Raw genomic sequence first — 26485 nt, forward strand, 5'->3', positions numbered from 1 at the left:
CGACTTTTTCAGCACCCTGCTAAATGGTCTAGTCTGCGCCAATTCCGCTGCATAGCAGCCTTCTCACCTGGTCCGAAATCTCTTATGCCAAGCGCAAGTCGTTGGAGAAAGGCGATCGCATCAATCGCAGTCTTGTTTTACGCGGTGATCGCAGCGCCGTCGTCAATCGCCGTTGCGCAAGAGGCGCCACGAATATCGAACTTGCGACAGCCAAGTTGCAGGACATGCGTTCTAAGCCTCGCCAAGGCTGGGGATTTTGGAAACTCCACGGGCAACGGCGCTCTAGCCGGTTCTGTTCGCATTGTCACTCGCGACAAGAGTGGCCGAGTCTGGTTGACATTTCAGGACGGAGGTCCGCCGCAAGTATTCGACAGTTCTGGGCGATTCCTGCGCATGGCAGGGCGTCTTGGTGACGGTCCTGGTGAGTTCCGGATGCCAGCCGCGATAGTTGCGTCAGATAATGGCGATGTTCTTGTATTCGACGCATCGCACCGTCGAACGAGCATCTTTGGTCCCGATCTTTCAATTAAGGGAGGAACTAAGGTGCCGGCTGCGCCGTACGACGCCGTTGCATTTCAGGGCGGAGTGTTCTCGGCCGCACAGATCAGTACGAGACAAAATTTCGGCCATAGATTGCATCAGCTTTCTGCCGAAGGTGTTCCTGTCGAGTCTTTCACAATCTCGGGCCTCGATGCACCACCGAGCGATGCAAGGTATGAACGCTATCACGTCGCTGCTACCTCGGCTTTCCGTTGTGCGGTTCGTGAATGGAATCTTGCGGTTGGTTGTGTGACAGCAGATCCTGCTAGCTCAATAGTCCTGCGTGTAGTTGCTCCGTGGTTCAGTGATGGTGGGCGTCGAGTTGTTAGTGAAGGATCACCACAGGGGGCACACGTAAAAGCAATCACACCACTAGGCGATGCCCTCTTCGCAATTGCTGTCTTGGTTCCATCCGATCGTTGGGAGAAAGCGATAGTCAAGAGGAATGGTCCAGACGGAGTCTCAATCGAGATTGATGACTACGACGACTATTTCGACACAGTCATACTCGTCCTCGACGTTCGGAGGAGACAGTTTGTGACGCGTGTTACCGTCCCTCATGCAATTCTGTACGCGCCGGCAGCAGGCTTTTTCGCAAGTCAGCAATCGAATAGTGAAGTCCCGAAGATCGCACTCTGGCGAGTGAAGCTAACACAAAGTTCAAGGGAGAGAAGATGAAAGGCAAAGTACGCAAGATGATTCTAGCTCTATCGGTCTCGCCGATCTTGCTGGCACTTACTGCATTTCTCCCGTTCGCCGGAGAAGCCGGCGAATCGGGGGCAAAGCGCAGTTTCCCCACGGTTCATGTTTCAGCCATGCTCGCCGGGTGCGCTAATCAGTGTTCCCAAGAGGCTTGCCTCTCATCGAGTGCGCACGCAAACGTCTCTGGGACTGCGAACTATGGGCCCAGTCACGGTTGCCAGTCCTACGAGACGCAGTGTCCTCATCCGACATGCATCGTGACCAAGCGCGCCGAGGACCTCGCCACTTTAGTGGCAGCCTCCGTGCCGCGGAATGAGGAAGACCTCGCGGAGATCCTGCTTGACGACTCCGTAGAACTCAACCGTGAGCGAAATGCACTCCAGTTTCTCGGTTGTGATGGGGACGTCGTCGCACAGGTGCCTATCGACCCCGACCTCATCGCCCAGTTCTCTAGTCGTCATCCTTAACGTGCAGTAGGCCGCACGCTCGAACAGATCCTCTTTGCTTCCTCGCCAGAGAACTGGGTCTGCCAAGCCGAGTCATCCACGGAAGCTTAGGGCCTAAGAGCATACCTAGGCGCATGTGGGATGAATTGAACTTCGACGTACGACAAAGTGCCGGCATCGGAGGGTCCGATGCCGGCTTTTCATTGTCAACCGCGCGGCGCGGTACTGCACCCAAACCACCCGAAGCGCGCGAACAGCTTTTCGGGCAGACAGAAGTTGGTGAAGCTCGACTGCAGCAGATTGGCGCCGATGAAGGCGGTGAACCAGAAGAACTTGTCCGACACCGTGAAGCCCTGGGCCACGGACAGCAGCACCATGATGCCGGCCATGCGGCGGATGATCTTGTCGTTGCACATCAGTTGTCGTGCTCCGTATGCAGGGGTGAGTCCACAGTGGGCGGCGCGTTCTTGCGCAGCTCCCAGTACAGCAACGGCACCACCACCATCGTGAGCAGCGTGGCCACGACGGCTCCACTCATGAGGGCCACGGCCAGACCCTGGAAGATCGGATCGAGCACCATGACCAGGCCGCCCACCACCACCGCGGCCGCAGTGAGCGCAATGGGCCGGAAGCGCACCGCGCCCGCTTCGAGCACGGCGTCCACCAGCTGGCGGCCACGCGCCTCCTCGAGCTGGATGAAGTCCACCAGCAGGATGGAGTTGCGCACGATGATGCCGGCCAGTGCGATCATGCCGATCATGCTCGTGGCCGTGAAGAAGGCGCCGCTGAGCGCGTGCCCCGGCAGAATACCAATGAGCGTGAGCGGAATGGGCGCCATGATCACCAGGGGAATGGTGAAGCTCTGGAACCAGCCCACCACCAGCACGTAGATGAGCAGCAGCACGATGGCAAACGCGAGGCCCAGATCACGGAACACTTCGATGGTCACCTGCCACTCACCGTCCCACTTGATGGCTGTTTCCGTGAGCGACTCGGGAGGCACGGCGTTGTAGATGCCCACCGACGCGCCGCCCACCTGCAGCGCCTCGATCTGCCGATTCATCTCGAGAATGGCGTACACCGGCGCCTCGATTTCGCGCGCCACGTCACCGGTCACGTAGATGGCCGGCCGCAAATCCTTGCGGATGCGCACACCCTCACGCACGCCGTCCACCACCGTCACAAAGCGCCCAAGCGGCTGCGGGCCTGCGGCCGTCGCTACCGGCAAGGCCAGCAGCGCTTCCACACTCGAACGCTGCGCCTCGGGCAGCCGTGGCACGATGGGCACCGCTTCACGCGCCGTGGCAGAAGCCACAAGACTGCTGCGGTTGCCGGAGAGTGCCAGATACAGCGTCTGCGTCAGCTGCTCCACACTCGCACCGCTTTCCGCGGCGCGCACGCGGTCCACCTTGAAGGTCTTGCGGTGCTGCGGGGACTCCACCGTCCAGTCCACATCCACCACACCCGGCGTCTGCTCGAAGATGGCCTTGACCTTCGTGGCCGCCTCGAGACGCGCGGCATCGTCGGCGGCATACACTTCGGCCACCAGCGTGGAGAGCACCGGCGGTCCCGGCGGAATCTCGGCCACCTTGGCCGAGGCACCATAGCGCCGGGCAATGGAGTCCACGGCCGGGCGCACGGCCACGGCGATGTCGTGACTCTGGCGATCGCGCTCGTGCTTGGGCGCCAGGTTGACCTGCACATCGGCCACGTTGGGACCGCTGCGCATGAAGTAGTGACGTACGAGTCCGTTGAAGTTGAACGGCGCCGCCGTGCCCGCGTACACCTGCGTGCTCACGACTTCGTCCACCGTGCCCAGATAGGCGGCAATCTCCGATGCCGCGCGGTTCGTGGTTTCGAGCGACGTGCCCTCGGGCAGGTCGAGCACCACCTGGAACTCGCTCTTGTTGTCGAACGGCAGCATCTTGACCTGCACCGCCTTGAGTCCGACCAGCGCCATGCTGCCGAGCAGCAGCACGCCCACCACGCCGTAAAAGGCCAGGCGCGTGCCGCGACGCTCGATGAGCGGAGACATGATGCGGCGATAGAAACGCCCCGTGCCCGTTTCGGCTTCAGCCGGATGGGCGATGGAACCCTGCCCCGCCACCACATGCCCCTTGAGCAGGCGATAGGCCATGTACGGTGTGACGATGAACGCCACGGCCAGCGACGCGAGCATTGCCACCGACGCGCCCACGGGAATGGGACGCATGTAGGGACCCATCATGCCGCTCACGAAGGCCATGGGCACGATGGCCGCAATGACGGTGAAGGTGGCAAGAATGGTGGGGTTGCCCACTTCATCCACGGCATCGATGGCCGCCACATCGGCCGGGCGGTTGCCCATGGCCAGGTGACGATAGATGTTTTCCACCACGACAATCGCGTCGTCCACCAGGATACCGATGGAGAAGATGAGTGCGAAGAGCGTGATGCGATTGAGGGTGTAGCCCAGCGCGTAGTACACGAAGAGCGTGAGCGCGAGCGTGACCGGCACCGCGACCAGCACCACGAGCGCTTCGCGCCAGCCGAGAAACAGCCAGATGAGCAGCGTGACGGAGACGGTGGCGATGATGAGGTGCAGAATGAGTTCCTGCGCCTTCTCGCCGGCCGTTTCGCCGTAGTCGCGGGTGACGTCGAGCTGCACACTGGACGGCAGCAGACGCCCCTTGGCCTGATTCACGCGCTCAAGCACGGCGTGCGTGACTTGGGTGGCGTTGGCGCCCTGGCGCTTGGCCACCGCCACCGTGACCGCAGCCTCGGCGGCGGCGTTGCCGGCACGGTGTGACACGTACGATGTGACCTCGCCAAAGTCGTCACGCACCTCGGCCACACTACGCAGATACACGGGACGACCGACGCGCGTGGCCACCACGACACTGCCCACTTCGCGGGCGTCGGTGAGCGGCGCACCCACGGCGATTTGCACCACACTGTCGCCCGTGGTGAAGCTGCCGGCATCGAGGCGCGCGTTGGCGCTGCGCAGCGCCATGGCCACTTCACCGGGCGATACGCCGGCTGCAGCCAGACGCGCGGCGTCGAGCTGCACCGAGATCTGCCGCGGCGACCCGCCAGTCACAAACGTCTCGGCCACCTCGGGCACGGTGCGAATTTCGTCTTCAAGATGTACCGCCAACTGACGCAGCGCGTTGGCGTCCACGTCCTTGCCATGCAGCGTGAGCGCCAGCACGGGCACGTCATCAATGGAGTGCGACTTGACGATTGGCGGCAGTGCACCAACAGGCAATGCGCCGAGTGGCGCACGGTCCATGCTGCCCGCCAGTTTGGCCTGCACCTTGGTCACGCTGCGTTCCTGATCCTCGCCAACCTTGAATCGCACGGTCACCATGGCGTAGCCGTCGCCCGACATGGTGTAGACGTGATCGACTCCGGGAATCTCCATCATGCGCTGCTCGACGGGACGCGCGAGCAGATTCTCCGCTTCAGATGGCGTGGCGCCTGGCATGGCCGTGATCACGTCGATCATGGGCACCGAAATCTGCGGTTCCTCCTCGCGTGGTGTGGCGAGAATGCCCAGCACACCCACGGCCAGCGACGCCACGGTCACCAGCGGCGTGAGCTTGGAGTTGAGGAAGGCCTTGGCCACGCGGCCTGAAATACCCCAGGACGTGGACATGATCAGTTGCCGCCAGTGTTCGTGGCGGCAGGCACCACGATGGTTTCACCGCTGCGCAGGCCACTGGTGACTTCCACCAGGTCGCCGCGGTCATCGCCAATGCGAATCCAGCGACGCTCGTCGGTGCCATTGTGTCGCACCACGACGCCCACCAGGTCGCCGTCGCGCACGAGGGCACGCTGCGGGACGACGAGCGCCTGCTTCGTACCCGTGGAGAGCTGCAGTGTCACGGCGCTGCCCGCGCGCCGCGCGTGGTGGCGATTGTCGAGCAAGGCGTTGACGGTGTAGAGACCGCCCGCACCAGCCGGCACGACGCCTTCAATGCGTGCGGTGGCGCTGTCGCCGTCCACGGTGGCTTGCACTCGCTGTCCGCGCGCAAGGTGACGCGCCACGTCGGCGGGAACGGTGACGCTGAGGCGCAGCGACGAGATGTCCTGCAGCGTGATGAGCGGTGCACCCGGCGCGGCAAAGCTGCCCGCATCGACCAGGCGCAGCGTCACCATGCCGCTGAAGGGGGCACGCACCGTGGCGTAGCTGCGCACGGCCGCCAGTTCACTGTTGCTCGCTCGCGCCGCGCGCAGTCCGGCGTCGGCCCGGGCCAGACCGGTCATGGCGGCGTCGTACTGCGCCCGGGTGGCGGCCGAGTCCTGATAGAGTGCGGTGAAGCGCGCGGCGTGTGTGGCGGCCTCCTTCTGCATGGCCTCGGCGTCGGCGATGGCGGCTGCCACCTGCGCGGCTTTGGCCTCGAGGTCGCGCGCATCGATCTGCACGAGCGACTGCCCGGCGCGCACCATGTCGCCTTCCTGCACCAGCACGGCGTTGACCGTCCCCATGAGCTTCGTGCTTACGGTGGCCTGTTGCAGGGGTTCTGCCACACCGGCCGCGGCAAAGGACGTGGTCAGTGTGGTGTCGGCGACCACGAGCGCGGTGCCGGCGAATCTGGTAGAGGCCACGCCCGCGTTGGCCGTGGCCACAGCGGGTTCGTTGCTCTGGCCACAGGCCGCAAGGGCAAGGGCCGCGGCAAGTCCTGCGGCGGTGAAGCGGAGATGGCGCGTGGACATATTGGAGCGCGGTGTGGACCGCGCGGCATGCTGTAGCATCGTGATATCGGTCATCGGATTACTCCCGAGCGGTCGAAGAGGTGGAGGACGCGGCGGACGAGGTGTCACTCCCGCCGGATGGCGCCATGTCGAGCGCGGCGAGCTGTCCCGGATCGGCACCAATGGCCAATCGGTGGGCCGCTGCGGCCACGATGACCTCGTAGCGCGCGGCTGCCTGTTGCAGGCTGGCGCCGGTGGCGCTTGTTTCGGCGGCCAGCAGCTCGGCGATGGTGGCAAGGCCGCCGGCGTAGCGCTTGTCCACCAGTCGCAGGGCCTCGTGGCTTTGCGTGGCGGCCTGCGTCATCAGATCGAGGCGCTCGAGCGCCACCAGCAGGGCGCGCTGGGTTGCGGACGCTTCCAGTTCGGCCTGCGCGCGTGCGGCTTCGTGTCCCACGGCGGCCATGGTGGCGCGTGCGCGGGCACCGGCGACATCGGCCAGTTCACTGCCGCCGCCAAACAGCGACCACGACGCCATGACGCCCACCGTCCAATTGGGGCGGCCGGCGTAGAGTGCCGTGGGCGAGTTCCAGTCATACCGGGCAAAGCCGTTCACCCGCGGCAACAAGGTCGCGTTGGCGCGACGCGTATCGAGCCGAGCGGCGTCGAGGCCGAGGGTGGCGGCCTCCACATCGGCGCGCGAGGCAGCCTGCTGCTCGCGGGACGCATTGACCGCGGTGGTGTTCATCACCTGGCGTGCGATCATGGCCCGCAGGGCGGAATCCGCGGGCAGGCTGTCCGGAAGCTGAATGCCGGGCGAGGTCGCGGTGTTGCTGCGGCCAAGCAGGAGGGCAAGCTGCTGTGCGGCCGTCGTGGCATCATGGCGTGCGGCGCTGAGCTGAGCGGCCACGTCAGCGGCGCGCACACTGGCCTGCAGCGCATCGGCTTTGGTGACGAGCCCCTGCTGCACCATGCGCTCCACCTGACGCACACCAGCCGCGGCGGTGTTCTGCGCCGACGTGAGCATACGCACCTTTTCTTCGGCCAGCACGGCGCCGTAGTAGGCGCGCACCACCTGATGGCGCACATCGTAGTGCGTCCAGTCTGCGGCAGCCTGCGTGGCGCGGGCGGCGGTGCGGGCCGCCCGCCAACCCATGAGGGCGTCGGCGTTGAGCACCGGCACCTCGAGCACTACGCCGCCCTGCACGTTGTTGATGGGGGCGGGGGCGTTGAGACGCGCCGGATCGAAGGCGGCGGGCGTGACCTGTCGCTGGCGGAGCAGGGTCCCGAAGGCGCCGATGGGGTCGGTGGTGCGGACGAACCCGGCTTCAACCCGGGCCGAGGGCAGAATGCCCTTGAGTGGCAGTCCGGCTCGGGCCTGCTCGGCCTCGGCGCTGGCGCGGGCCTGACGATTGGCAAAGGCGCGGCTTTGGGCTTCGGCCAGGGCGTCGCTCAGCCGGAGCGGCGTCTGGGCCTGGGCCTGAGCCTGGGCCGCGCGGCCCGCCCCGCCCGCCGCAACGGCGAGCGCAAGGAAGGCGGCTGGGAAATGACGTGAAGTGCGCATATCAAGATATTACCATATACGCATATAAAGGACAAGACCTTCGTTATCACCACCATCCCCGGGTCCCCCAAACGCACGCCCCCAGAACCAGTCTCCCGGTCCGGGGGGCGCAACGGTCGGCTTCCGACAAAAGGCTTCTGCCCTACGGCTTCCGCCCCACCGCTCCCGCGGTTTGCTGTTCTTCCCTAGTTCTTGCCCAGATGCTTCTCGATGAACGCCCAGGTCAGGTTCCAGGAGTCGATCTGCTCGGGCGAATCATCGCGCTCGAGGGTCTGGCGATTGACGCGGCGGTTGAAGGTGTGGCCCACGCTGGTCGGGCCGGGCGTCGGGTTCACGTACACCTTGGTCTCGGCCAGCTTGGGCTGCCGCGCCTGCAGGGCGTCGATGAGCGGACGCGCCTCTTCGAAGTTCACGTCGGTGTCGTTGGTGGCCACGTGGACAAGGATGGGGTACTTGAGGCTGTCCACCCAGTAGTAGGGCGAACGGCGCACATACTCTTCGCGCTTCTCGAACGGCAGGCCGCGCACGGCCGCCTGCGTGGAGAAGGAGCGCTGATACGACGGGCCCTTGTACGACAGGCGGAAGAAGAGGTTGGTGACCGGCACCATGGCCACGCCGGCCTTGAACGGCGAGCCCTGCGCTTCACGCGTGAGCAGCAGCGTGGTGATGTAACCGCCGTGGCTCCAACCCATCACACCGATGCGGTCGGGGTTCACATAGGACAGGCCCTTGAGCACCGACACCGCCGACTCCACGTCGTCCACTTCCATGCCACCGTAATCGATGGCGTTGTGGTGCTCCTTGCCGAAGCCGGTGCTGCCGCGGTAGTCGGGCGTGATGATCACGTACCCCTTGGCCACCGCCTCCTTGATGAACGGGAGGTAGTTCTGGTCCATGTTGCCGTGCACGCCGCCGTGCACCCACACCATGGCACCGTGCGCCCGGGCACCCTTGGGATTGAGCGGCTCAAAGAGATACGCCGGGATGGTCATGCCATCGGCGCTGCTCTTGTAGGTCACCTTGGAGAACTTCATGTGGCCCTTGCTGCGGGCCTCGAAGATGCTGTCGGTAACTTTCTTGCCGCGCATCGCGCCTTCGTAATCCGACACCGGATGATCTTCCGGCCGGTTGCTTACATACAGCAGCGAATCACGGCCAGGTACGATGGGCACCACCTGACGAGCGCGGCCACTGTTCTGCGCCTCGGCGGCGGCGGGGGCGAGGGTCAGGAGGGTCAGCGTCGCGCCGAGCACAAGTGGCGTCACACGACGCGGCGCGGCGGACCATGAGGAACGGAACATGCGCATGGGGCAGGGGATGGCAGGAAGGGGGCGGCCGTTCCACCGTCGAAATGGCCTCCCCTAATTGAACGCACAGCGGGCCGCTTCGCTGAACACCCTCCCCCCGCCCTCGCCTGGCGTCAACCTAGCGCGCGATCCAGCGCGGACTCTGCTGGCGCAGCATGTCGTCCGTCAGCCGGGTGAGCCCCGAGCCGTCCGGGCGCACCGTGTACAGCTCGAGATCCTGGTTGTCGGTCATGTTGGACACGAAGGCGATGCGCTGCCCATCGGGTGACCAGGCCGGCTGCCGGTTGCGCCACGGAAAGCTGAACGCGCGCTCGGCGCCGGTGCTGAGGTGCCGGATCATGATCTGCGACTGCGACGGCGACACCGTACGCACATAGGCAATGGTCTGGCCATCGGGCGCCCAGGCCCCGTCGATGTCGCTCACGCTGGTATCCGTGAGCTGCCGGAGCCCGCTGCCGTTGGCGTTCACCACATGCAGATGCAGACGCCCCGGCTCACCAGCCGAGAACAGGAGACGCGTGCCGTCGGGCGACCAGGCCGGGGTGCTGTAGCCGTAGCGCAGTCCGGGGGCGAGGGCCAGGGACACCGCGGTCTCATTGCGGCCATCCACGTCGGCCACGTAGAGCTGAGTGTTGCCTTCCTCGGTCATCTTGATGAAGGCCAGGCGCTGCCCGTTGGGCGAGAGAGCCGGCGAGAACTCGGGACCAGTGGCCAGGGCAATGCGCCGCGGGGCGCTCGTGCGCGTGACCAGGAAGAGATCCTGAAAATCGTAATCGTCGAGCGAGCGGATGGCGGCGTAGACCACGCGTTGTCCATCGGCGGACACGGTGGGCTGTGCGCCGGAGATCGTCTGGCCGAAGAGGTCACGTACGACGCCGGTGCGGTCGTCGCGCACCTTGAGTTGCGATTCGTTGATGTTGCCAGGCACCGCCTGCTCGAAGAGCAGGTCATGCGAGGCCTCGAGTGTAGGGCCTGGCTCAGGTGCCGCAGGACTGTCATACGCGCAGGCCGTCAAGCTGGTCGCAGCACTCAGCGCCAGGACCGGCGCGATGCGACGTAAGGCTGTCAGGTTCATGGAGACTCCGGAAAGTGGACGCCTTGCCATACCGGATGCCGCCCCCCGCCGTCACTGGCTGAATCGGGCAGCATGGGGCATGGGTGGGGCAGCATCGGACGGTGGGCCTGCGTAGACTTCTCCGCGTCCCACCGCCGCCGGTTGTCCACCGCGTCGCGGATGGTGTTCACTGCCCGCCTCATCCCACTCCATGTCCCTCCCTTCGTCTTCTCACGCCACCGCGTTGCGTAACGCAGCTACGGCAATCGCCGCCTGCGTCGCGCTTACTGCGCCGCTTTCTGCCCAAAGCCTGCCGGCGGATTCCCTGCTCGTGCGCAGTCTCGTGGCGCGCAATATCGGCCCGGCCAGCATGAGCGGCCGCATCGTGGATATCGCCGTCGCTGAGGCGCCACGCGTGCTGCGCGGTGGCCGACTTGGCACCACCATGTACGTGGCCGTCGCCACCGGTGGCATCTGGAAGACCACCAATGGAGGCCTCAACTGGTCGCCGGTCTCTGACGCCATTGGTGTGGGATCCATTGGCGCGGTGGCCGCCGCGCCTTCCGACGGCAACGTGGTCTGGGTGGGTAGCGGCGAATCCAACAACATGCGCAGTTCGTCGTGGGGCATTGGCGTGTTCAAGTCCACCGATGGTGGACGGACCTGGTCCAAGCCCATGCTGCCGGGCACGCAGCACATCGGCCGTATCGTCATCGATCCACGCGACCCGAACGTGGTGTACGTCGCGGCCAACGGCCCACTCTGGGGTCCGGGCGGTGAACGTGGTCTCTTCAAGACGACGGACGGCGGAAAGACCTGGACCAACACCAAGTCGCTGTCCGAGACTGCGGGCTTCACGGAAGTGGTCATCGACCCGGCCAACCCAGACGTGCTGTATGCGGCGTCGCAGCAGCGCGAGCGTCGTGCCTATGGCTTCCTGCCGGCCGGCGCCGAAGCGGCGGTGTGGAAGACCACTGACGGCGCCAAGACCTGGACGAAGCTGTCGAGTGGCTTGCCCAGCGGTGAGCTTGGTCGCATTGGCTTGTCGGTGTGCCGTTCGCGCCCCAACACGGTATACGCGCTCATTCACGCCAAGGGCCCGGCCAACGGGCTCTATCGCAGTGACGACGCGGGCAGCAGTTGGCGGCAGGTCAACAACAGCAACGGCACGGCGTGGTTCTATGGGCAGGTGCGCTGCGATCCGACCGACGCCGAGCATGTCATCAAGCTGAATGTGGGCAGCACGGAATCGTTCGATGGCGGTCGCACCTGGCGGCCCTTTGCGCAGGGCGGCGGCGTGCACGCTGATCACCACGCGCTCTGGATCAATCCCGAAGACGGCGATCACTACGTGCTTGGCAACGACGGTGGCGTGGACATCTCCAACGACCGCGGCCGCAGCTGGTACAACGTGGAGAACATCGTCGGCGCGCAATTCTACGCCATCTCCACCGACGATCGCTGGCCGTTCTATCACGTGTATGGTGGTCTGCAGGACAATCAGACCTGGGGCGGTCCCAATCGTACGCGCAACGCCTTCGGTCCGACCAATGCTGACTGGTATCGCATGGCCGGCGGCGACGGGTTCTTCAATGTGGTGGATCGCTTTGATCCGGATATCGTGTACGCCGAGTCGCAGAACGGTGGCATTCAGCGCTTCAACGCGCGCACGGGGCAGCTCAAGGGCATCAAGCCGCCCGCCCGGGATGGCGAGAAGCACCGCTACAACTGGAGCGCGCCCATCGTGCCGTCGCGGCACCAGAAGGGTGTGGTGTACTTCGCCGCGAACTACCTGTTCAAGAGCACGGACATGGGGGATTCGTGGAAGACCATCAGCCCCGATCTCACGCGCAATATCGATCGGGACCAGCTGCCCATGCGTGGCAGCGTGCCGCCCAAGGATGCACTGGGCCTGCACGAAGGCACGGCCGCCTTTGGCAACATCAGTGCGGTGAGTGAGTCGCCGCGCCGCGCGGGTGTGCTGGCAGTGGGCACCGACGACGGTGTGGTGCAGGTCACGCGTGACGATGGCCTCAGTTGGCACAAGGTCACCAGCTTCCCGGGTGTGCCCGACATCAGCTACGTGAGTGGAGTGCAGTTTTCGCGGCATGCCGAGGGTACGCTGTATGCCAGCTTCGATGGGCATCGCAGTAACGACTTCAAGCCCTACGTGGCGCGCAGCACCGATTACGGGCGCACGTGGACCAACATCAGCGGCAATCTGCCGCCCATGGCCACGGTGCAGGCGGTGCGTGAGCATCATCGCCAGTCCAACCTGTTGTTCGTGGGCACGGAGTTTGGCGTGTATTTCACGGTCGATGGCGGTGCCAACTGGACGGCGCTCAAGGCCGGCATGCCCACCGTGCCGGTGTGGGACCTGCAAATCCAAGAGCGCTGGAACGATCTCGTGATAGGCACGCACGGACGCGGCGTGTACATCATCGACGATCTGTCGCCGCTCGAACATCTGGCCGAAGCCAAGCGCGCAAGCGTGGCCTATCTCTTTCCCGCGCGCAACGAGTTGGTGTACGCGCCCAACACCAGTCGCAACTCGGGCATGGGCTCCACCGGCTATGTGGGCCAGAACCCCGAGCATGGTGTGCGGCTCGCCTACCTGCTGAACAGCGTGTCGGCCGGCGACTCCGCCTTCATGGATATTCTGGATGGCCGAGGTCGTGTGGTGCGGCGCCTCGTGGTGCCGTCCCGCGCCGGCCTGCACCGGCCGGTGTGGGACATGCGCGTGGGTGCGCCGCTCACGGGAGAAATGCCGCGCACGTCGGCGCCAACGGGTGGGCAGGGCGGCGGCGGTGGTGGCGGTGGATTTGGTGGCGGTTTTGGCGGCTTCAATCGTGGCGCGCCCACCTATCTGGCGGTGCCGGGCAGCTACACGGCGCGACTCACCCTCAAGCCGGCCAGCGGCACGGCGACCGTACTCACGCGCAAGTTCACGCTGCTGCCCGACCCCGAGCAGCAAATGGCTCAGGGCGCGCTCGAAGAACTCGATGCCTTCCGCCTGGAGGTGGTGCGCTTCCAGAAGTCGGTCACCACGGCGCAGCAGCAGGCCGACAGCGTGATTGCTCGCTATGCGGCGGTGCGCAAGGCAGTGGAGGCTGCCAAGGACAAGGTCACGCCGGCGCTCAACGAGCAGTTGTCGGGCATCGAGCGTGAGCTCAACGCCTTCGTGCGTGAAGTGGGTGCCTCGACGGCCTCACGGTCAGCGCTGGCGCCGCGCGCCGGTGCCGTGCCGGCAGACGACGAGGATGACGAGAATCGCGGCGCCTCGGGTGCACCGGACATGAGCTTCAGCGGGCGCGCGGGTACACTCAACAGTGTGCTCAATTCCACCTTCCCGGCGGCGCGGGCGCAGCGAGAGCTGGTTGCGCAGCTGCGTCGTCAGCTGGTCACGGAAGAGAGCAAGCTGCGCGCTTTGTCGGAGATCAGCCTGCCTGACTTCGTGAAGGCGCTCGAAGCGGCGGGAGTGACTGTAGCCAAGTAGCGCGCTGCGGGGTATGCTGCAAACGGGCACGATGCGGTGGTACTGCCGCCTTGTGCCCGTTCGTGCGTTGTGACTGTCGTGCGCTATCCTTGAGGTAATCATGAATCACGTTCGCCGAGCACTCGGTTTTGTTGCGTTCGCGGTGTCGCTTGCTCAGACATGGTCATCGACCGCAGCGGCGCAAGGCGCTGCGAGCAGCCGTTCGGCTGCGTTACTGATTGGCGCCGGTGCCGGTCGATATCCCTTCACTCCGCTGCCCGGAGCTCGCGACAGCAAGCCGCTGAGTGCCATGCTGACCGCGGGGGTTGAAGGCGAGTTTGCGGACAATTGGAACTGGCTCGTCGAGGGGGAGTTCGCCTTCAACCCCGGCGCATGCGCCGACGTATGCCCAAGCACCGGCCCAGCCGCTACAGCCAGTGTGCAGCGTCGAATCATCGCCGAAGCACCTGAGCGGATCGGGATCGCCTTCGGTCCCTCGCTGTTCTACACGGACTTCGATGGCGCCGAGGTGGGCGCCGGGGTGCGCATGGATATTGGTGTGCTGCGACGCATAGGTCCGAGACTCGGCGTACAGTACGGACTTCTGTCAGGTGGCCACTCGCTGGCGACCGTGCACGTGATGCTGCGATTGGGCAACCTGCGCCCGGCCGCGAGCCGTCCGATCAGCACGCCGCAAGAGTGACGTGCAGCTTCAATTGTCACCGAGCAACGGTGTTCTCGTACTGGGGACAAATGTGAAACGTTTCGCCACCACGATGTTCGCTTTCGCTCTCGGTGCAGCCAACGCCAACGCACAGGTTGGCAAGGGAGCAGCGCCTGTCGACTCGACGGTGCCCGGAATCATGAAGCGTGCGGGGAGACAGGCGAGTGCGACATGGCTGCGCGATATGCTTCGTCAGGCGGATTCGCGTCTGCCAGGTTCCAAGCTGGATGAGCTTGCTGACAGTCTGGCTGAGCGAGCGATCAGGCCTCTAGATTCGCCGAACGCCGAGGGCGGAGCCGCAGCTATTTCGGCGCTGAACCTACTCATCATGTCGGGCAGCAATGCAGAACTAAAGGGCACGCCGTATGCGGGCGCATTTACGCGGCTTGTACGGGTGCTCGAGACTTCCTCATCGCGCGATATGCGCGCCAGAGCGCTTGGTGGTCTGCTTGCGGTTGGATCTCATACGAACGCTTTGTCGCGACTCAAGCAGGTGGCGGAGTCCAACGATCCCCTCGCGTATGATGCCATCAACTTTCTCATCACCGATGCGTCAGGTGGAAGTTGGCTGGGTATCAGCCCAAGTGCTACGCATCAACAGGAGTCAGTAGTTGCACTGCGCACGCTGGCGGCCAGATCAAGAGTGAGTGACCCCAAGGCGGCCAGACTCCCGACCGCGTGGGTCGCACGGAACGGTGGATGAGCGCCAATTGAGCTTTTGACCGGCGTCACTACCGCCTCACCGGCCGCCGCATCGTCGCCGCCTTCTCCACCAGTCGCCGCAGCTCGGCAATCGGCTCCGGATTGTCGTCCACCTGCAGGCGCAGCACGACGTCGTTGTTGAGCCACACGCCACCGTTCTTCTTCACGATGAGCATGGCCGCACTCTGCATGCCGCGTGTATCGCCGCCTGCGCGTTGACCGGCCTCGAGCGCGGCCAGGAGGCGCAGTGACAAATGCCCCGTGGTGCTCTCGAAGGCCTTCACCATGTCCGCCACCACCGCCGGGCCGGCAAGAATGTTGCCCTGAGCGCTGCAATAGACGCCCTGCTTGTCGCCGGCCCAGGTGGAGGCCTTGGGCCCCGTGAACGCCGCCACGCGCCCCTGGGCGTCCATGACGGCAAACTGCCGCCCCTGTTTGGTCCAGTTCTCCGGCCGCGGATCGGGATCGCGCTCCCACACGGTCTTCACCACGGCGTCGGGTGCCATGCCGCTCTTGAGCAACGCGAGCGCCTGAGGGCCGTAGCTCACGTCCACAATGGCCTGGGTGGCCACCACGCCCACACCGGCCTCGGCCCAGAGCACGCCGTTGCCTACCGAGAACACGCGCGACTGCACCGCGCCACCCACCTCGCCGGTTTCCGGGTCATAGCCGAGGATGGAGAAGGTGGCCACCGGCGGCCAGGGCAGCGGCGTGGCCGTAGCCGCAGTGGGCGTGTTGATCGGGCGTTGAGCCTGGGCACCGGACGCGCTGCACACCAAGGCGAGAGCCAGGGCCCATGCGGCACCAGCGCGAAGAATGGAAGTGTGTGGCATGCGTATAAGTGGCCACCGGAAACGCCGCCGAGCAAGGTGACCGGCTGCCGCGTATGATGGGAAAGACCCGTCTCCCCACACCCGGAGTATCCCGATGTCGCGATGGCGCCCGAACGCCGCGAAACGCGCTCCCCGCGTGACCATGTCTCTGGCCACGACCTTCGCTGCCCTGGCACTGCCTGCGCTGCTCAGCGCCCAGCCCACCCAGGCCATCGATCAGGAGTACACGGCCAAGATCAAGGAATTCCTGCAGGACCCGCGCATCACCACCGAACTGGTGGATCATCTGCCGGCGTCCAGCACGGTACCCACGCCGCTCAAGTTCCACGGCCGCATTGTCGGCACGCCGGGTGAGCTCACCTACGCCAGAGACATTCACCGCTACTTCGAGGCGCTGGCCAAGGCCGCGCCCACGCGCGCCAAGTACTGGACCATTGGCAAGACTGAAGAAGGCCGCGACATGGTGGTGCTGGCCATCGGTGACGAGCAGGCCATCGCCAATCTCGACAAGTACAAGGGCGATCTCGCCGCGCTCACCGACCCGCGCAAGACGAGTGAGGCCGAGGCGCAGCGGCTCATCCAGACCACGAAGCCCATCTACTGGCTGACGAGTGGCATGCACTCGCCGGAAACGGGCGGTCCGGAAGTGCTGCAAGAGCTGGCGTATCGGCTCATCGTGTCGGAGTCGCCGTACATCCAGGCCATCCGCAACAACATCATCACCTTCATCACGCCGGTCATCGAAGTGGACGGACGTGAGAAGCAGGTGGACACCTACTACTACAACAAGAAGCTGCCCGCCGGCGCGCCGCGTCTGCCGCTGATGTACTGGGGCAAGTATGTGGCCCACGACAACAACCGCGATGGCATGGGGCAGTTCCTCGCGCTCACGCGGCACGTGAACGACTTCTTCCTGCAGTGGAAGCCGCAGGTCATGCACGACCTGCACGAGTCGGTCACCTATCTCTACAGCAGCACGGGCACGGGCCCGTACAACGACGCCATCGATCCCATCACGGTGACCGAGTGGTGGACCATGGCCCAGGAAGACGTGCGCGAACTCACCAAGCGCGGCGTGCCGGGGGTGTGGACCTACGGCTTCTACGACGGCTGGACGCCCAACTACATGTTCTTCGTGGCGCACACGAAGAACGCCATCGGTCGTTTCTACGAAGTGCAGAGCTACGGACCGGACAACTACGAGGTGCGGCCGCCGGCCACCACCACGAGCCGCGAGTGGTTCCGCCCCAATCCGCCGCTGCCGTACATCAAGTGGGGCCCGCGCAACAACGCCAACATCCAGCAGTCGGGTGTGCTGGTCTCACTCAAGCACTTCGCCGACAATCGGCGCAGCTACCTCGAGAACTACTGGATCAAGAACAAGCGCGCCGTGGAGAAGGGCACCACGGGCGCTGGTCCCTACGCCTGGGTCATTCCGTCCACGCAGAAGCGCAAGGCCGACGCCGCCGACGCGGTGAATGAACTGCGCAAGCAGGGACTCGAAGTGCACGTGGCCAACACGGCGTTCTCGGTGGGTGGCGTGAACGTCAAGGCCGGGGACTGGATCGTGCGCGGCGATCAGCCGTATCGCACACTGGCCGACATGTACTTCGGCATTCAGCGCTACTCGCCGCAGAACCCGCGGCCCTACGACGACACCGGCTGGACGTTCCAGTACATGCGCAACGTGGCTATCCTGCCGGTGGGCGACCGCAGCGTGCTCACGCAGCCCATGACGATGGTGAACGACAAGGTGAAGGCCGCCGGCGGTGTGGAAGGCACGGGCCCGGTGCTCATCGTGGCGCACACCAGCGACAACAATCTCATGAAGTTCCGCACGCAGTTCGCGACCACCAAGATGCACGCGGCGGAAGCGGACTTTGAGGCGGGTGGCCGGCAGTTCAAGGCGGGCGCGTTCATCATTCCCGCCGGCGACCGCGCCAAGCTCTCCGCGGCGCTCACGGAACTCGGACTCAGCGCGCAGGCCGTGGCCACCATGCCGTCGGTCAAGATGCACGAGCTGGACCTGCCGCGCATCGGTTACGCCCACGCCTGGCAGCGCACACAGGACGAAGGCTGGGTGCGCGCGGCGCTCGACACCTACGGCGTGCCGTACAGATACTTCGGCGACATCGAGCTCAAGAAGGGCAACCTGCGCGCGAAGTACGATGTCATCATCTATCCGCACGTTGGCGGCAGCGCGCAGTCGCACATCGCCGGCATCATCAAGAACGGCGACACACCGCTGCCGTACCGAAAGACGGCATCCACGCCCAACCTGGGCGCCATCGACGCCGCCGATGACATTCGCGGCGGCCTCGGCATCGAGGGTCTCACGGAGCTGTACAAGTTCGTACAGGCCGGCGGCACGCTCATTGTGGAAGGCAGCACGTCCACCATCTTCCCGGCCTACAACCTCACCAGCGGCATCACGCTCGAGTCGCCGCGTGATCTGTTTGCACGTGGCTCGGTGATGCGCGGTGTCGTGACCGACAAGACCAGCCCGCTGGCCTACGGCTTTGACGCGCAGGTGCCGGTGTACTTCAATCAGGATCCGGTCATCAACGTGGGCGGCTCCGCAGGCCTCTTTGCCGGCGGTGGCAGCGGAGCGGGCGCGGCGGCGCTTCAGCAGAACGTCACACCGAACGCCAACCCGGTGCAGGTATCGGCCTGGAGCTGGGGGATGGGCGACACCACGGGCACGCCAACACCACGCCCCAGCGGCGCGGGTCTGGCTGCGGCCGCCGCGCGCGGTGGAGCAGGCGGTGCCGGTGGCTTTGGTGGTGGAGCGGCGTTTGGTGGTGCCACGAGCATTGACGGCACGCGGCCGCGCGTGATTCTGCAGTTCCCGGCCAACCCGAATGACATGCTGCTCTCCGGCACGCTGGCCGGCGGTGAGGCGCTGAGCAACCGCGCGCAGCTGGTGGACGCGCCGCTCGGCAAGGGTCACGTGGTGATGTTCGCCATTCGTCCGTTCTGGCGCTGGCAGACGCAGGGGACGTACTTCCTCGGCTTCAACGCGATCCTGAACTGGAACGATCTGGACGCGGGGAAGTGAGGGGATAGTCACAACTCACAACTCGAAACCTGAACTCAAAACCCGGAACTGATCAGTTTTGAGTATTGGGTTCGGGTTCCGAGTCGTAAGTAGTCGTAAACCCAAGACTCAACACTTGAACTCAAAGCTCAGAGCTTACCGACAGTCCGGTCAGCTCTGAGCTTTGAGTTGAAGTTTTGAGTTTTCAGTTTGACGGCGGCTACGCGGGCGGAACCGTGCTGTCCCGCTTCACCGTGCTCGAGTCGGCCGGCGCCGCGGCTGCGGTCGCCGTATCCACCGGCTTGGTCACAGTCGTCGAGTCCGCGCGCCGCCGGTTGCGACGGGGCGTCGGGGCCGCCGCCGGCTTCTCGGCGGCCGTCGTGGTGTCGGCCACCACCGCCGTATCGCTCTTGCCAATGAGGCCGCCCGCCCAGCTCTTGAAGGACGAGGCGTAGGCGCCGATGGTGTCGGCTGCCTCGCGCGCGGGGCCCGCTGGTTTCTGCGAGCCGTACCACCACACCCCGTAGGTCATCGCGCCGAGCATGACGATGTAGGGGAAGACCGAGCGCCGTCGTCCCAATGAGGCGGGATCCTTGCGGCGCGGCGCGGCGGCCTTGGCTGCCTTGGTCTTCTGCGTGGCCACCGCCGCCGCGGGCGTTCGGATGCTGTTGTTGTCGATGGGTGTGCGCGCGCCCACGCTGGACATGCGCTGCCCCAGCGCGTGCCGGTACATCTCGGCGGTCTGCGTCGGTGTCATTTCGGACACCGCGTTGGCCAGCGTCATGCCAAACTCCGCCACCGTGGGGAAACGGTCGGCAGGGTCGGGTGCGAGCGCCTTGTCGAAGACTTCCTGAATGGACTCGGGCCACTCGAGATCACTGCGCACTTCGTCGAGACGCCGCGGACGGCTGGTGAGGCGCGCGATCAGCGATTCCTTGCTGTTCGAGTTGGCAAACGCATCGTGACCGGTGAGCGTGATGAACGCCACGAGTGCCAGCGAGTACTGATCGGAGCGCGCGTCGAGCACATCACCCGACAGCTGCTCGGGTGACATGAACTCCGGCGTACCCACGGCAAAGCCGGTGCGCGTGACCTGCTGCGCGCCACGATCCATGGTGCGCGCAATGCCGAAGTCCACCAGCTTGACGACAAACGTGCCGTCGTTGCGCTGCGACACCATCACGTTGTCGGGCTTGATGTCACGGTGCAGGATGCCGAGGTCGTGCGCCGCCTGCAACGCGTCGGAAGCCTGCGCGATGATGTCCGCGGCCACCACCGGATGCATGGCCACTTCACGCTTGAGTGTGGCCGACAGGGACTCGCCGTCGATGAACTCCATGGCGAGGTACACCAGCCCCTCGTCGGTTTCACCGAAGTCGAAGATGCCCGCCACGTTGGGATGCGAGATCTTGCTGGCGTTTTCAGCTTCACGCGTGAAGCGCTGCAACGCCTCGGGCTCGTGCACCAAGGCGGGGCGCATGATCTTGATGGCACTCTTGCGCTTCATGCGCACATGCTCGGCCAGATACACCTGGCCCATGCCGCCTTCGCCAAGCTGCTTGAGCACCTTGTAGCGGCCGCCGACCATCTTGCCGATGAGATTGGCCTCACCGGCCGGCACCAATGAGGTGCCGTCCTTCGCGCAGAAAGCCACATCCGCGTCGTAGTCTTCCCCGCACTGGGGGCAAACCTTTCTGGTGCTCACAGTCTGCCAAGCTATGCCCAGGCGAAGACTTGGCAAGCGGGAGGTATATAGGGAGGTTGCCCCTGGGTATCTTGGTATATGCCCATTACATCAGCATTCCCGGGACTGGGACCGCTGCGTCGCGTCGGGACTCTTGGCCTCGGGCTGGTCTGGACGATCGGCTCGATGGCCATTCCACTCGGTGCACAAGGCGCGGCACCATCCGTCGCGTCCCGCCCCACTTGGAATACCGCCGGTACCCAGGGGGACGCCGTCTGGAAGGAGGTGGCCTTCGCCAATGGCGAGCGTCTGGCTGAGCTGCGTCTGCACTACACCACACTGGGCACGCCGCGGCGCGACGCGGCCGGGGTGGTCCGCAATGCCGTGCTCATTCTGCACGGCACGGGCGGAAGTGGACGCAGCTTCATGTCAGCTGGGTACGCCGGCGAGTTGTTTGGTCCCGGTCAACTGCTCGACAGCAGCCGCTACTACATCATTCTGCCCGACGGCATCGGGCACGGCGGCTCCAGCAAGCCCAGTGACGGGCTGCGCGCGCGTTTCCCGCACTATGGCTACACGGACATGGTGACGGCCCAGCATCGCCTGCTCACCGAGCATCTCGGCGTCAACCACCTGCGGCTCATCATGGGCACGAGCATGGGCTGCATGCAGGCCTGGATGTGGGGCGTACGTTGGCCCGAGTTCATGGACGGCCTCGCGCCGCTGGCCTGTGTGCCCACGCAGATCGCCGGCCGCAATCGCATGATCCGCACCATGGCCATGGACGCCATCCGGCTGGATCCGGGGTACCAGAACGGCAACTACCAGAGTCAGCCTCTGGGCCTGCGTTCGGCGCTCGGTCTCCTGTACATGATGGGCAGCGCACCGCTGCTGCAGCAGGAGCAGGCGCCCACACGCGATCAGGCGGATTCGGTCATCCGCGCGTATCTCGACAGCCGCATGCGAAATACCGACGCGAACGACTTTCTCTATCAGTTCGACGCGTCGCGGGACTACGATCCGTCGAAGGACCTGCAGCGTGTGTCGGCGCCGGCCCTGTTCATCAACTCGGCCGACGACCAGGTGAACCCGCCGGAACTCGGGCTGGCGGAACGCTATGCGGCGATGATGCCGAAGACCCGATTCGTGCTCTTGCCCATCACGAGGGAAACCCGGGGCCATGGCACGCACTCGCAGCCGCGCATCTGGGGTGGCCTGCTGCGGGAGTTTCTCTCGACCCTTCCCGAACGCTGAGCAGCTCATGACCCCGGCAACTCTGGCCGCGTCGTCCGCCACCGCTTCTTCCGCCGTGTCTCTGCAGACACCCGGTGTCACGCGCCTGCTGGCGCGGGCGCTGCGCCTGTCCTGCCCGCACTGCGGCGGCCGCGGCATCTTCCAGTCCTTCTTCGCGCTGCGTGCCACCTGCCCAAGCTGCGGACTCCGTCTCGAGCGCGGCGAAAGCGACTACTTCGTGGGCGCCTACCTGTTCAATCTCATCGCCGTCGAACTGATTCTGTTCTTCTGCGTGTGCGGCTTTGTGTGGTTCACCTGGCCCAATCCGCCCTGGGACGCCATCACCTACATCACCGGCTTTCTCATGCTGGCCGGCTGTCTGCTGTGCTATCCCTTTGCCAAGACCACCTGGCTCGCGGTGGATCTGGCCATTCGCCCACTGACTGCCGAGGAGCTGGCCTGGCACCGCGAAGGGGGCGAAATGGGAGAGCGGGAGCTGCCGCATCTCTGAGGCCGCTCCCGCTCTCTGTTGCTGCTGTCTGCCGAGGTCTTACTTCTCGGCGATGATCAGGTACTTGGACGAGGCCCAGAACTTGGACGGATCGGTGATGCGGATGTTTTCGCCGCGGAACGATCCGTCCTTTTCCTTCTTGGCCACCTCGATCAGTCCCACATCGTGGCGTGACACGATGCGATAGGCGCGATCGGGGCGAGGCAGCGGGATGGTGAGCGTCTGGCGACGATCGGCCATGGTGAAGCGCGCCGCGTCGAGCGTACGCGCGGGCACCAGTGTCTTGCCGAGCTTCACAATGAGCAGACCGCGTGAGCCGCCTTCCTCGGCCACTACGCCGTCGGCGAGGAGCTGGCGGCGCGAACCGACGGTGTAGAACACCTGATTCTCGCGCACGTCCATGGCCTTCACCGTGTCCGTGAGCACGGCCTTTTCCGCCACCAGGGTTTCGTTGGCCTGACGCAGCTGACGGACTTCGTCCTGGAAGACCGCGATTTCCTTGTCGCGCTGCGCGAGGCGCGCGTTGAGGTCGGCCAGCAGCGTGGCCGCCGCCGTGGAGTCCTCACGCAGGGCCTTGAGTTCCTCGAGCTGCTTCTGCACCTGCGCCTGACGGGCCGCGAGCCGCTGCCGCATCTGCCGCAGGCGGTCGAGAATGTCCTTCTGCGCCGCCGCCGCCTCGGTCTTGCCCGATTCGTCGCTGGTGTTGACGCCCACCTTGGACGACAGGCCGCGCACCTGGCGGAGCTCCTTGTCCACCTCGTCGGCAAACTTGGACGCTTCCACCACCTGGGCCAGCGCGCGGTCCCGGTCGGCGGCGTTGCCGTTCACCAGGCCCTGCAGCGAATCGCGCTCGGTGGTGGTGGCGGACAGCACGGCCGCCAGCGAGTCGGCACGGGCGCGTGAGGCGGTGTCGGTGCACGCGCCCATCAGGGCCGTGGCCAGGACGGCCGACAGCACAACGAGACGGGGGCGAAGCAAGGATCGGGACATGGCGGAGCGGGGAGTGAGGTGGAACGACTGCTGAGGAACGTAGGGAAGCCGGCAGCCGGGAGAAAGTGGCATGGGTCACCGTCCGCACGAGGAACGGTGACCCATATCACGACCAGCGTCTCCGGCACATTGGACAGCCGGAGGTGGGCAATCAGTTGTCCTGCGTGACCCGCGTGGTGGGCGGCTGCTGGTACTTCTCGAACCAGCTGCGCAGGAAGAGCTGGGTGCGCAGGAAGTTGGACGGCGTGCTGCTGGTGCCGTGCCACTCGTTGTTGAAGCGCACCATGGCCGTGGGCACCTTGAGCACCTTCAGCGCCTCGTAGTATTCCTCGGTCTGCCCCATGGGCGTGCGCAGGTCGTTGACGCCGGTCATGAGCATGGTGGGTGTCTTCACGTTGCCCACGTACATCAGCGGCGAGCGACGCAGATGTTCGCTGGGATCATCCCAGGGATACTTGGCGAAGTTGTTGTACCAGCTGTTGCCGTCGGTGGTGCCAACGAAGCTGAGCCAGTTGGTCACCGGGCAATTGGCGCTGGCCGCCGCAAAGCGGTTGGTGTGACCCACGATCCAGCTGGTCAGCACGCCGCCACCGGAGCAGCCGAACACGTAGAGGCGATTACTGTCCACGAAGCCACGATTGATGACCGTGTCCACACCGGCCATGAGGTCATCGTAGTCCTTGCCCGGATAGGCGTTCTTGATGGCATTGCCGAAGGCGCTGCCGTAGCCCGTTGAGCCGCGCGGGTTGGTGTAGAGCACCACATAGCCATGCGCCGCGTGATCCTGACGCGCAAAGCTGAAGCCCACGTTGTACATGCTGTGCGGGCCGCCGTGAATCTCCAGCATCAGCGGATACTTCTTCCTGGGGTCGAAGTCCGCCGGCTTTACAATCCAGCCCTGAATGCGGAAGCCGTCCACGGAGGTGTACCACACCTCTTCGGTGGTGGCGAGCTTCTTGCCTGCCAGCACGTCGGCGTTGACTTCGGTGAGCTGGCGCGGCGTGGGCGTGCGCACGTCGAAGGCCACGATGTCCGTGGGCTTGTCCGCGGTGCTCATGGTGCCGACCGCAAGGAAGTTGCGGCCGATGTCGCTCACCGACAGCACCTGCGCGCCCTTCGTCACCTGCTTCACCTCGCCCTTGAGCGAGGCGTGATACAGGTGACGCGAGCCCTCGTTCTCGGCGTTGAAGTAGATGCCACTGCCGTCGGGCGCCCACATCATGCCGCTCGGGCTGCGATCGAGCTTCTCCGTCAGCGCGCGCGGGTTGCTGCCGTCGGCGTCCATCACGTAGAGAATCGCGTCCTTCCACGTGGCATCAGTGCTGTCGTAACCCGTGTAGGCCACATGGCGGCCATCGGGGCTCGGCACCGGATTGTTGTCGGGCCCGTTACGCTTCGTGAGCTGCACGATGCTGCCGGAGGCCACGTCCACCTTGTAGATGTCGCTCTGGCGCCACGAGTACTCGGCGTCGCTCACCCGATTGCTGGTGAACAGCAGCGCCTTGCCGTCGGGCGTCCAGGTGTTGCCGTTGGCGGGCCAGTCACCCGTGGTGACCTGACGCGGCGTGCCGCCATCGGCGGGCACCGTGAAGAGCTGGCGCACGCCATTCTCGAGGAAGCCCTGCCGATCGGCGCGGTAGCGCACCTTGGTGACCACACGCGGCGGCTCCACCCACTTGGCGCCGCGCGGCGCGGCGGGCATGGGAATGCGCCACTGTTCGTTGTCGCGCACCAGCATGCCGAACGCGAGCGTCTTGCCGTCGGGGCTCCACTCCACGTCGCTGGGTGATTCGGTGAGTCGCGTGATCTGCGTGGTGGCGCCCTCGGCGTCCATGTAGCGCACCCAGATCTGGGCGCCGCCGGGTTCACCGGGCGCAACGAACACGATGCGCGAGCCATCGGGACTCCAGCGCGCATTGGAGCCCTTCACGAGGAAGCGGTTGCGGGTGCCGTCGGCGTTCATGATCCACACCGACGACTCGCGACGATCGTTCAGCTGATCGATCCAGGTGCGCGTGTAGAGCACCTGTTTGCCGTCGGGTGAGAGGGCCGGTGCGGACACGTCCTCCCAGTTGAAGTAGTCGTGGATGGTGAGCCGGTCGCGGAGGGCGTTCGCGGATTGCGCGGACGCAAGGCGAGGGGCGACGGCCGGGACGAGGAGGGTGGCGACGAGGAGGGCGCGTCGCCACGGGATGCGATGGCGCATCACTGGCTGCATCTGGTGCTCCTGAGGGAAGGTGGAACCCCTAGAGGATATCATCCGACACGCGTGAGTGCGAATGGAACGCCATCGTCATGTCCGGCGGGCGTCACGTCGCGGCGGCATCTCGGCATGGCCTCGGAAGCACCGGGCAAGAAAAAACCCCGTACCGGTTGGCACGAGGCGGCGGCAACACACGAGACGTCCTGCGCTAGGGCAGGGAATCGGCCATGGCCAGCAGACTGTCACGCAGGGCCAGCGTGGAGCTGTCCACCAGTCGCCGCACACCCTGCCACTGGCGGATCAGCGGATTGCGCTTGGTGATGGGCGTTTCGATGACCCGACGCTGTGAGGTGCTGGCGTGAATCATCTTGCCGTCGCCCACGTAAATGCCCACGTGGGAGATGCGCTTGCCGCGGCCAAACGTGAGCACATCACCCGGCTTGAGCGCGGCCACGTCCTTGGGCACCTCGGTGCCGACCTTGGCCTGCCCCTGCGCCGTACGCGGCAGCACCATGTCGACGACGCTCATGGCGTAGCGCACGAGGCCACTGCAGTCGAGCCCCACACCGGGCTTGCTGCCCCCGAGCTTGTAGCGCGTGCCCAGAGACGAGCGCGCCTTGGCGACAATGCTGTCGCGCATCTTCTCGGCCGAGGCGCTGAAAGCCGCAAAGGGCTTGCGCGACTCGAGCGTGCTGGCATCCTGCGCAGAAACCGTCGGTGCCACGACAGCCGACGCGGCCACGCAGGCAGCGACGAGCACAGGCACACAGTGACGGCGGAGCAGGGGCACGAGGGGCGGGTTGGAG

The 26485-nt window shown here is 65.2% G+C and carries 18 protein-coding genes and 1 pseudogene; 8 read left to right on the top strand and 11 right to left on the bottom strand.

Annotated elements, in window-relative coordinates; all coding sequences use genetic code 11:
* A pseudogene (locus B2747_RS07010) lies at positions 1–1218 on the top strand (hypothetical protein); the annotation flags it as partial.
* A 281-nt stretch (positions 1219–1499) separates the two neighbouring features.
* The gene (locus tag B2747_RS07015; RefSeq protein WP_291158398.1) at positions 1500–1709 is read left to right on the top strand and encodes a hypothetical protein; all 210 of its coding nucleotides are present in this window, start codon (positions 1500–1502) and stop codon (positions 1707–1709) included.
* A 185-nt stretch (positions 1710–1894) separates the two neighbouring features.
* Here the strand turns inward: B2747_RS07015 and B2747_RS07020 are convergent, their stop codons facing one another.
* The 6 genes from B2747_RS07020 to B2747_RS07045 form a co-directional block, all read right to left on the bottom strand.
* On the bottom strand, positions 1895–2104 hold the full coding sequence (locus B2747_RS07020; protein ID WP_291158401.1) for a YgaP family membrane protein: 210 nt from the start codon (positions 2102–2104) through the stop codon (positions 1895–1897).
* Positions 2104–5325 (bottom strand): efflux RND transporter permease subunit, encoded by a 3222-nt coding sequence (locus tag B2747_RS07025; RefSeq protein WP_291158404.1) that lies wholly within the window; start codon positions 5323–5325, stop codon positions 2104–2106. The genes B2747_RS07020 and B2747_RS07025 overlap by 1 nt, the downstream gene beginning before the upstream one ends.
* Before the next feature lie 2 nt (positions 5326–5327).
* Positions 5328–6440, bottom strand: coding sequence for an efflux RND transporter periplasmic adaptor subunit (locus B2747_RS07030; protein ID WP_291158407.1), 1113 nt, complete (start codon positions 6438–6440; stop codon positions 5328–5330).
* 4 nt (positions 6441–6444) lie between these two features.
* On the bottom strand, positions 6445–7926 hold the full coding sequence (locus B2747_RS07035) for a TolC family protein (RefSeq protein ID WP_291158410.1): 1482 nt from the start codon (positions 7924–7926) through the stop codon (positions 6445–6447).
* A 185-nt stretch (positions 7927–8111) separates the two neighbouring features.
* On the bottom strand, positions 8112–9233 hold the full coding sequence (locus tag B2747_RS07040; protein WP_291158413.1) for an alpha/beta hydrolase family protein: 1122 nt from the start codon (positions 9231–9233) through the stop codon (positions 8112–8114).
* Between the two features lie 118 nt (positions 9234–9351).
* Positions 9352–10308, bottom strand: a complete 957-nt coding sequence (locus tag B2747_RS07045) for a TolB family protein (protein WP_291158416.1) — start codon at positions 10306–10308, stop codon at positions 9352–9354.
* A 190-nt stretch (positions 10309–10498) separates the two neighbouring features.
* Between B2747_RS07045 and B2747_RS07050 the strand changes: the two genes are divergently transcribed.
* From B2747_RS07050 to B2747_RS07060, 3 genes are all read left to right on the top strand, one after another.
* Positions 10499–13783 (top strand): VPS10 domain-containing protein, encoded by a 3285-nt coding sequence (locus tag B2747_RS07050; RefSeq protein WP_291158419.1) that lies wholly within the window; start codon positions 10499–10501, stop codon positions 13781–13783.
* Positions 13784–13883: 100 nt separating this feature from the next.
* Complete coding sequence (locus B2747_RS07055; RefSeq protein WP_291158422.1) at positions 13884–14465, top strand: hypothetical protein; 582 nt, start codon at positions 13884–13886, stop codon at positions 14463–14465.
* A 52-nt stretch (positions 14466–14517) separates the two neighbouring features.
* Positions 14518–15189 carry a hypothetical protein gene (locus B2747_RS07060; protein WP_291158425.1) on the top strand — a complete coding sequence of 224 codons (672 nt, stop codon included), beginning with the start codon at positions 14518–14520 and terminating at the stop codon, positions 15187–15189.
* 28 nt (positions 15190–15217) lie between these two features.
* Here the strand turns inward: B2747_RS07060 and B2747_RS07065 are convergent, their stop codons facing one another.
* Entirely contained in the window at positions 15218–16021 is an 804-nt protein-coding gene (locus B2747_RS07065; RefSeq protein ID WP_291158428.1) for a DUF1028 domain-containing protein, read from the bottom strand.
* A gap of 142 nt (positions 16022–16163) precedes the next feature.
* Between B2747_RS07065 and B2747_RS07070 the strand changes: the two genes are divergently transcribed.
* The gene (locus tag B2747_RS07070; protein WP_291158431.1) at positions 16164–19079 is read left to right on the top strand and encodes a M14 family zinc carboxypeptidase; all 2916 of its coding nucleotides are present in this window, start codon (positions 16164–16166) and stop codon (positions 19077–19079) included.
* 199 nt (positions 19080–19278) lie between these two features.
* Here B2747_RS07070 and B2747_RS07075 read toward each other — a convergent pair whose 3' ends face one another.
* Positions 19279–20712, bottom strand: a complete 1434-nt coding sequence (locus tag B2747_RS07075; RefSeq protein ID WP_291158434.1) for a serine/threonine-protein kinase — start codon at positions 20710–20712, stop codon at positions 19279–19281.
* Positions 20713–20841: 129 nt separating this feature from the next.
* On the opposite strand from B2747_RS07075, the gene B2747_RS07080 reads away from it, so the two are divergent.
* Both B2747_RS07080 and B2747_RS07085 read left to right on the top strand, forming a co-directional pair.
* Complete coding sequence (locus tag B2747_RS07080; protein ID WP_291158436.1) at positions 20842–21996, top strand: alpha/beta fold hydrolase; 1155 nt, start codon at positions 20842–20844, stop codon at positions 21994–21996.
* A 7-nt stretch (positions 21997–22003) separates the two neighbouring features.
* Entirely contained in the window at positions 22004–22486 is a 483-nt protein-coding gene (locus tag B2747_RS07085) for a DUF983 domain-containing protein (RefSeq protein ID WP_291158439.1), read from the top strand.
* A 39-nt stretch (positions 22487–22525) separates the two neighbouring features.
* Here the strand turns inward: B2747_RS07085 and B2747_RS07090 are convergent, their stop codons facing one another.
* The 3 genes from B2747_RS07090 to B2747_RS07100 form a co-directional block, all read right to left on the bottom strand.
* Positions 22526–23476 (bottom strand): hypothetical protein, encoded by a 951-nt coding sequence (locus B2747_RS07090; protein WP_291158441.1) that lies wholly within the window; start codon positions 23474–23476, stop codon positions 22526–22528.
* Between the two features lie 151 nt (positions 23477–23627).
* Positions 23628–25694 (bottom strand): S9 family peptidase, encoded by a 2067-nt coding sequence (locus B2747_RS07095; RefSeq protein ID WP_291158444.1) that lies wholly within the window; start codon positions 25692–25694, stop codon positions 23628–23630.
* A gap of 193 nt (positions 25695–25887) precedes the next feature.
* Positions 25888–26469, bottom strand: a complete 582-nt coding sequence (locus B2747_RS07100; protein ID WP_291158447.1) for a C40 family peptidase — start codon at positions 26467–26469, stop codon at positions 25888–25890.
* Positions 26470–26485: the final 16 nt, after the last annotated feature.

The sequence above is a fragment of the Gemmatimonas sp. UBA7669 genome, from assembly GCF_002483225.1.
In the GTDB taxonomy this organism is placed as follows: Bacteria; Gemmatimonadota; Gemmatimonadetes; order Gemmatimonadales; family Gemmatimonadaceae; genus Gemmatimonas.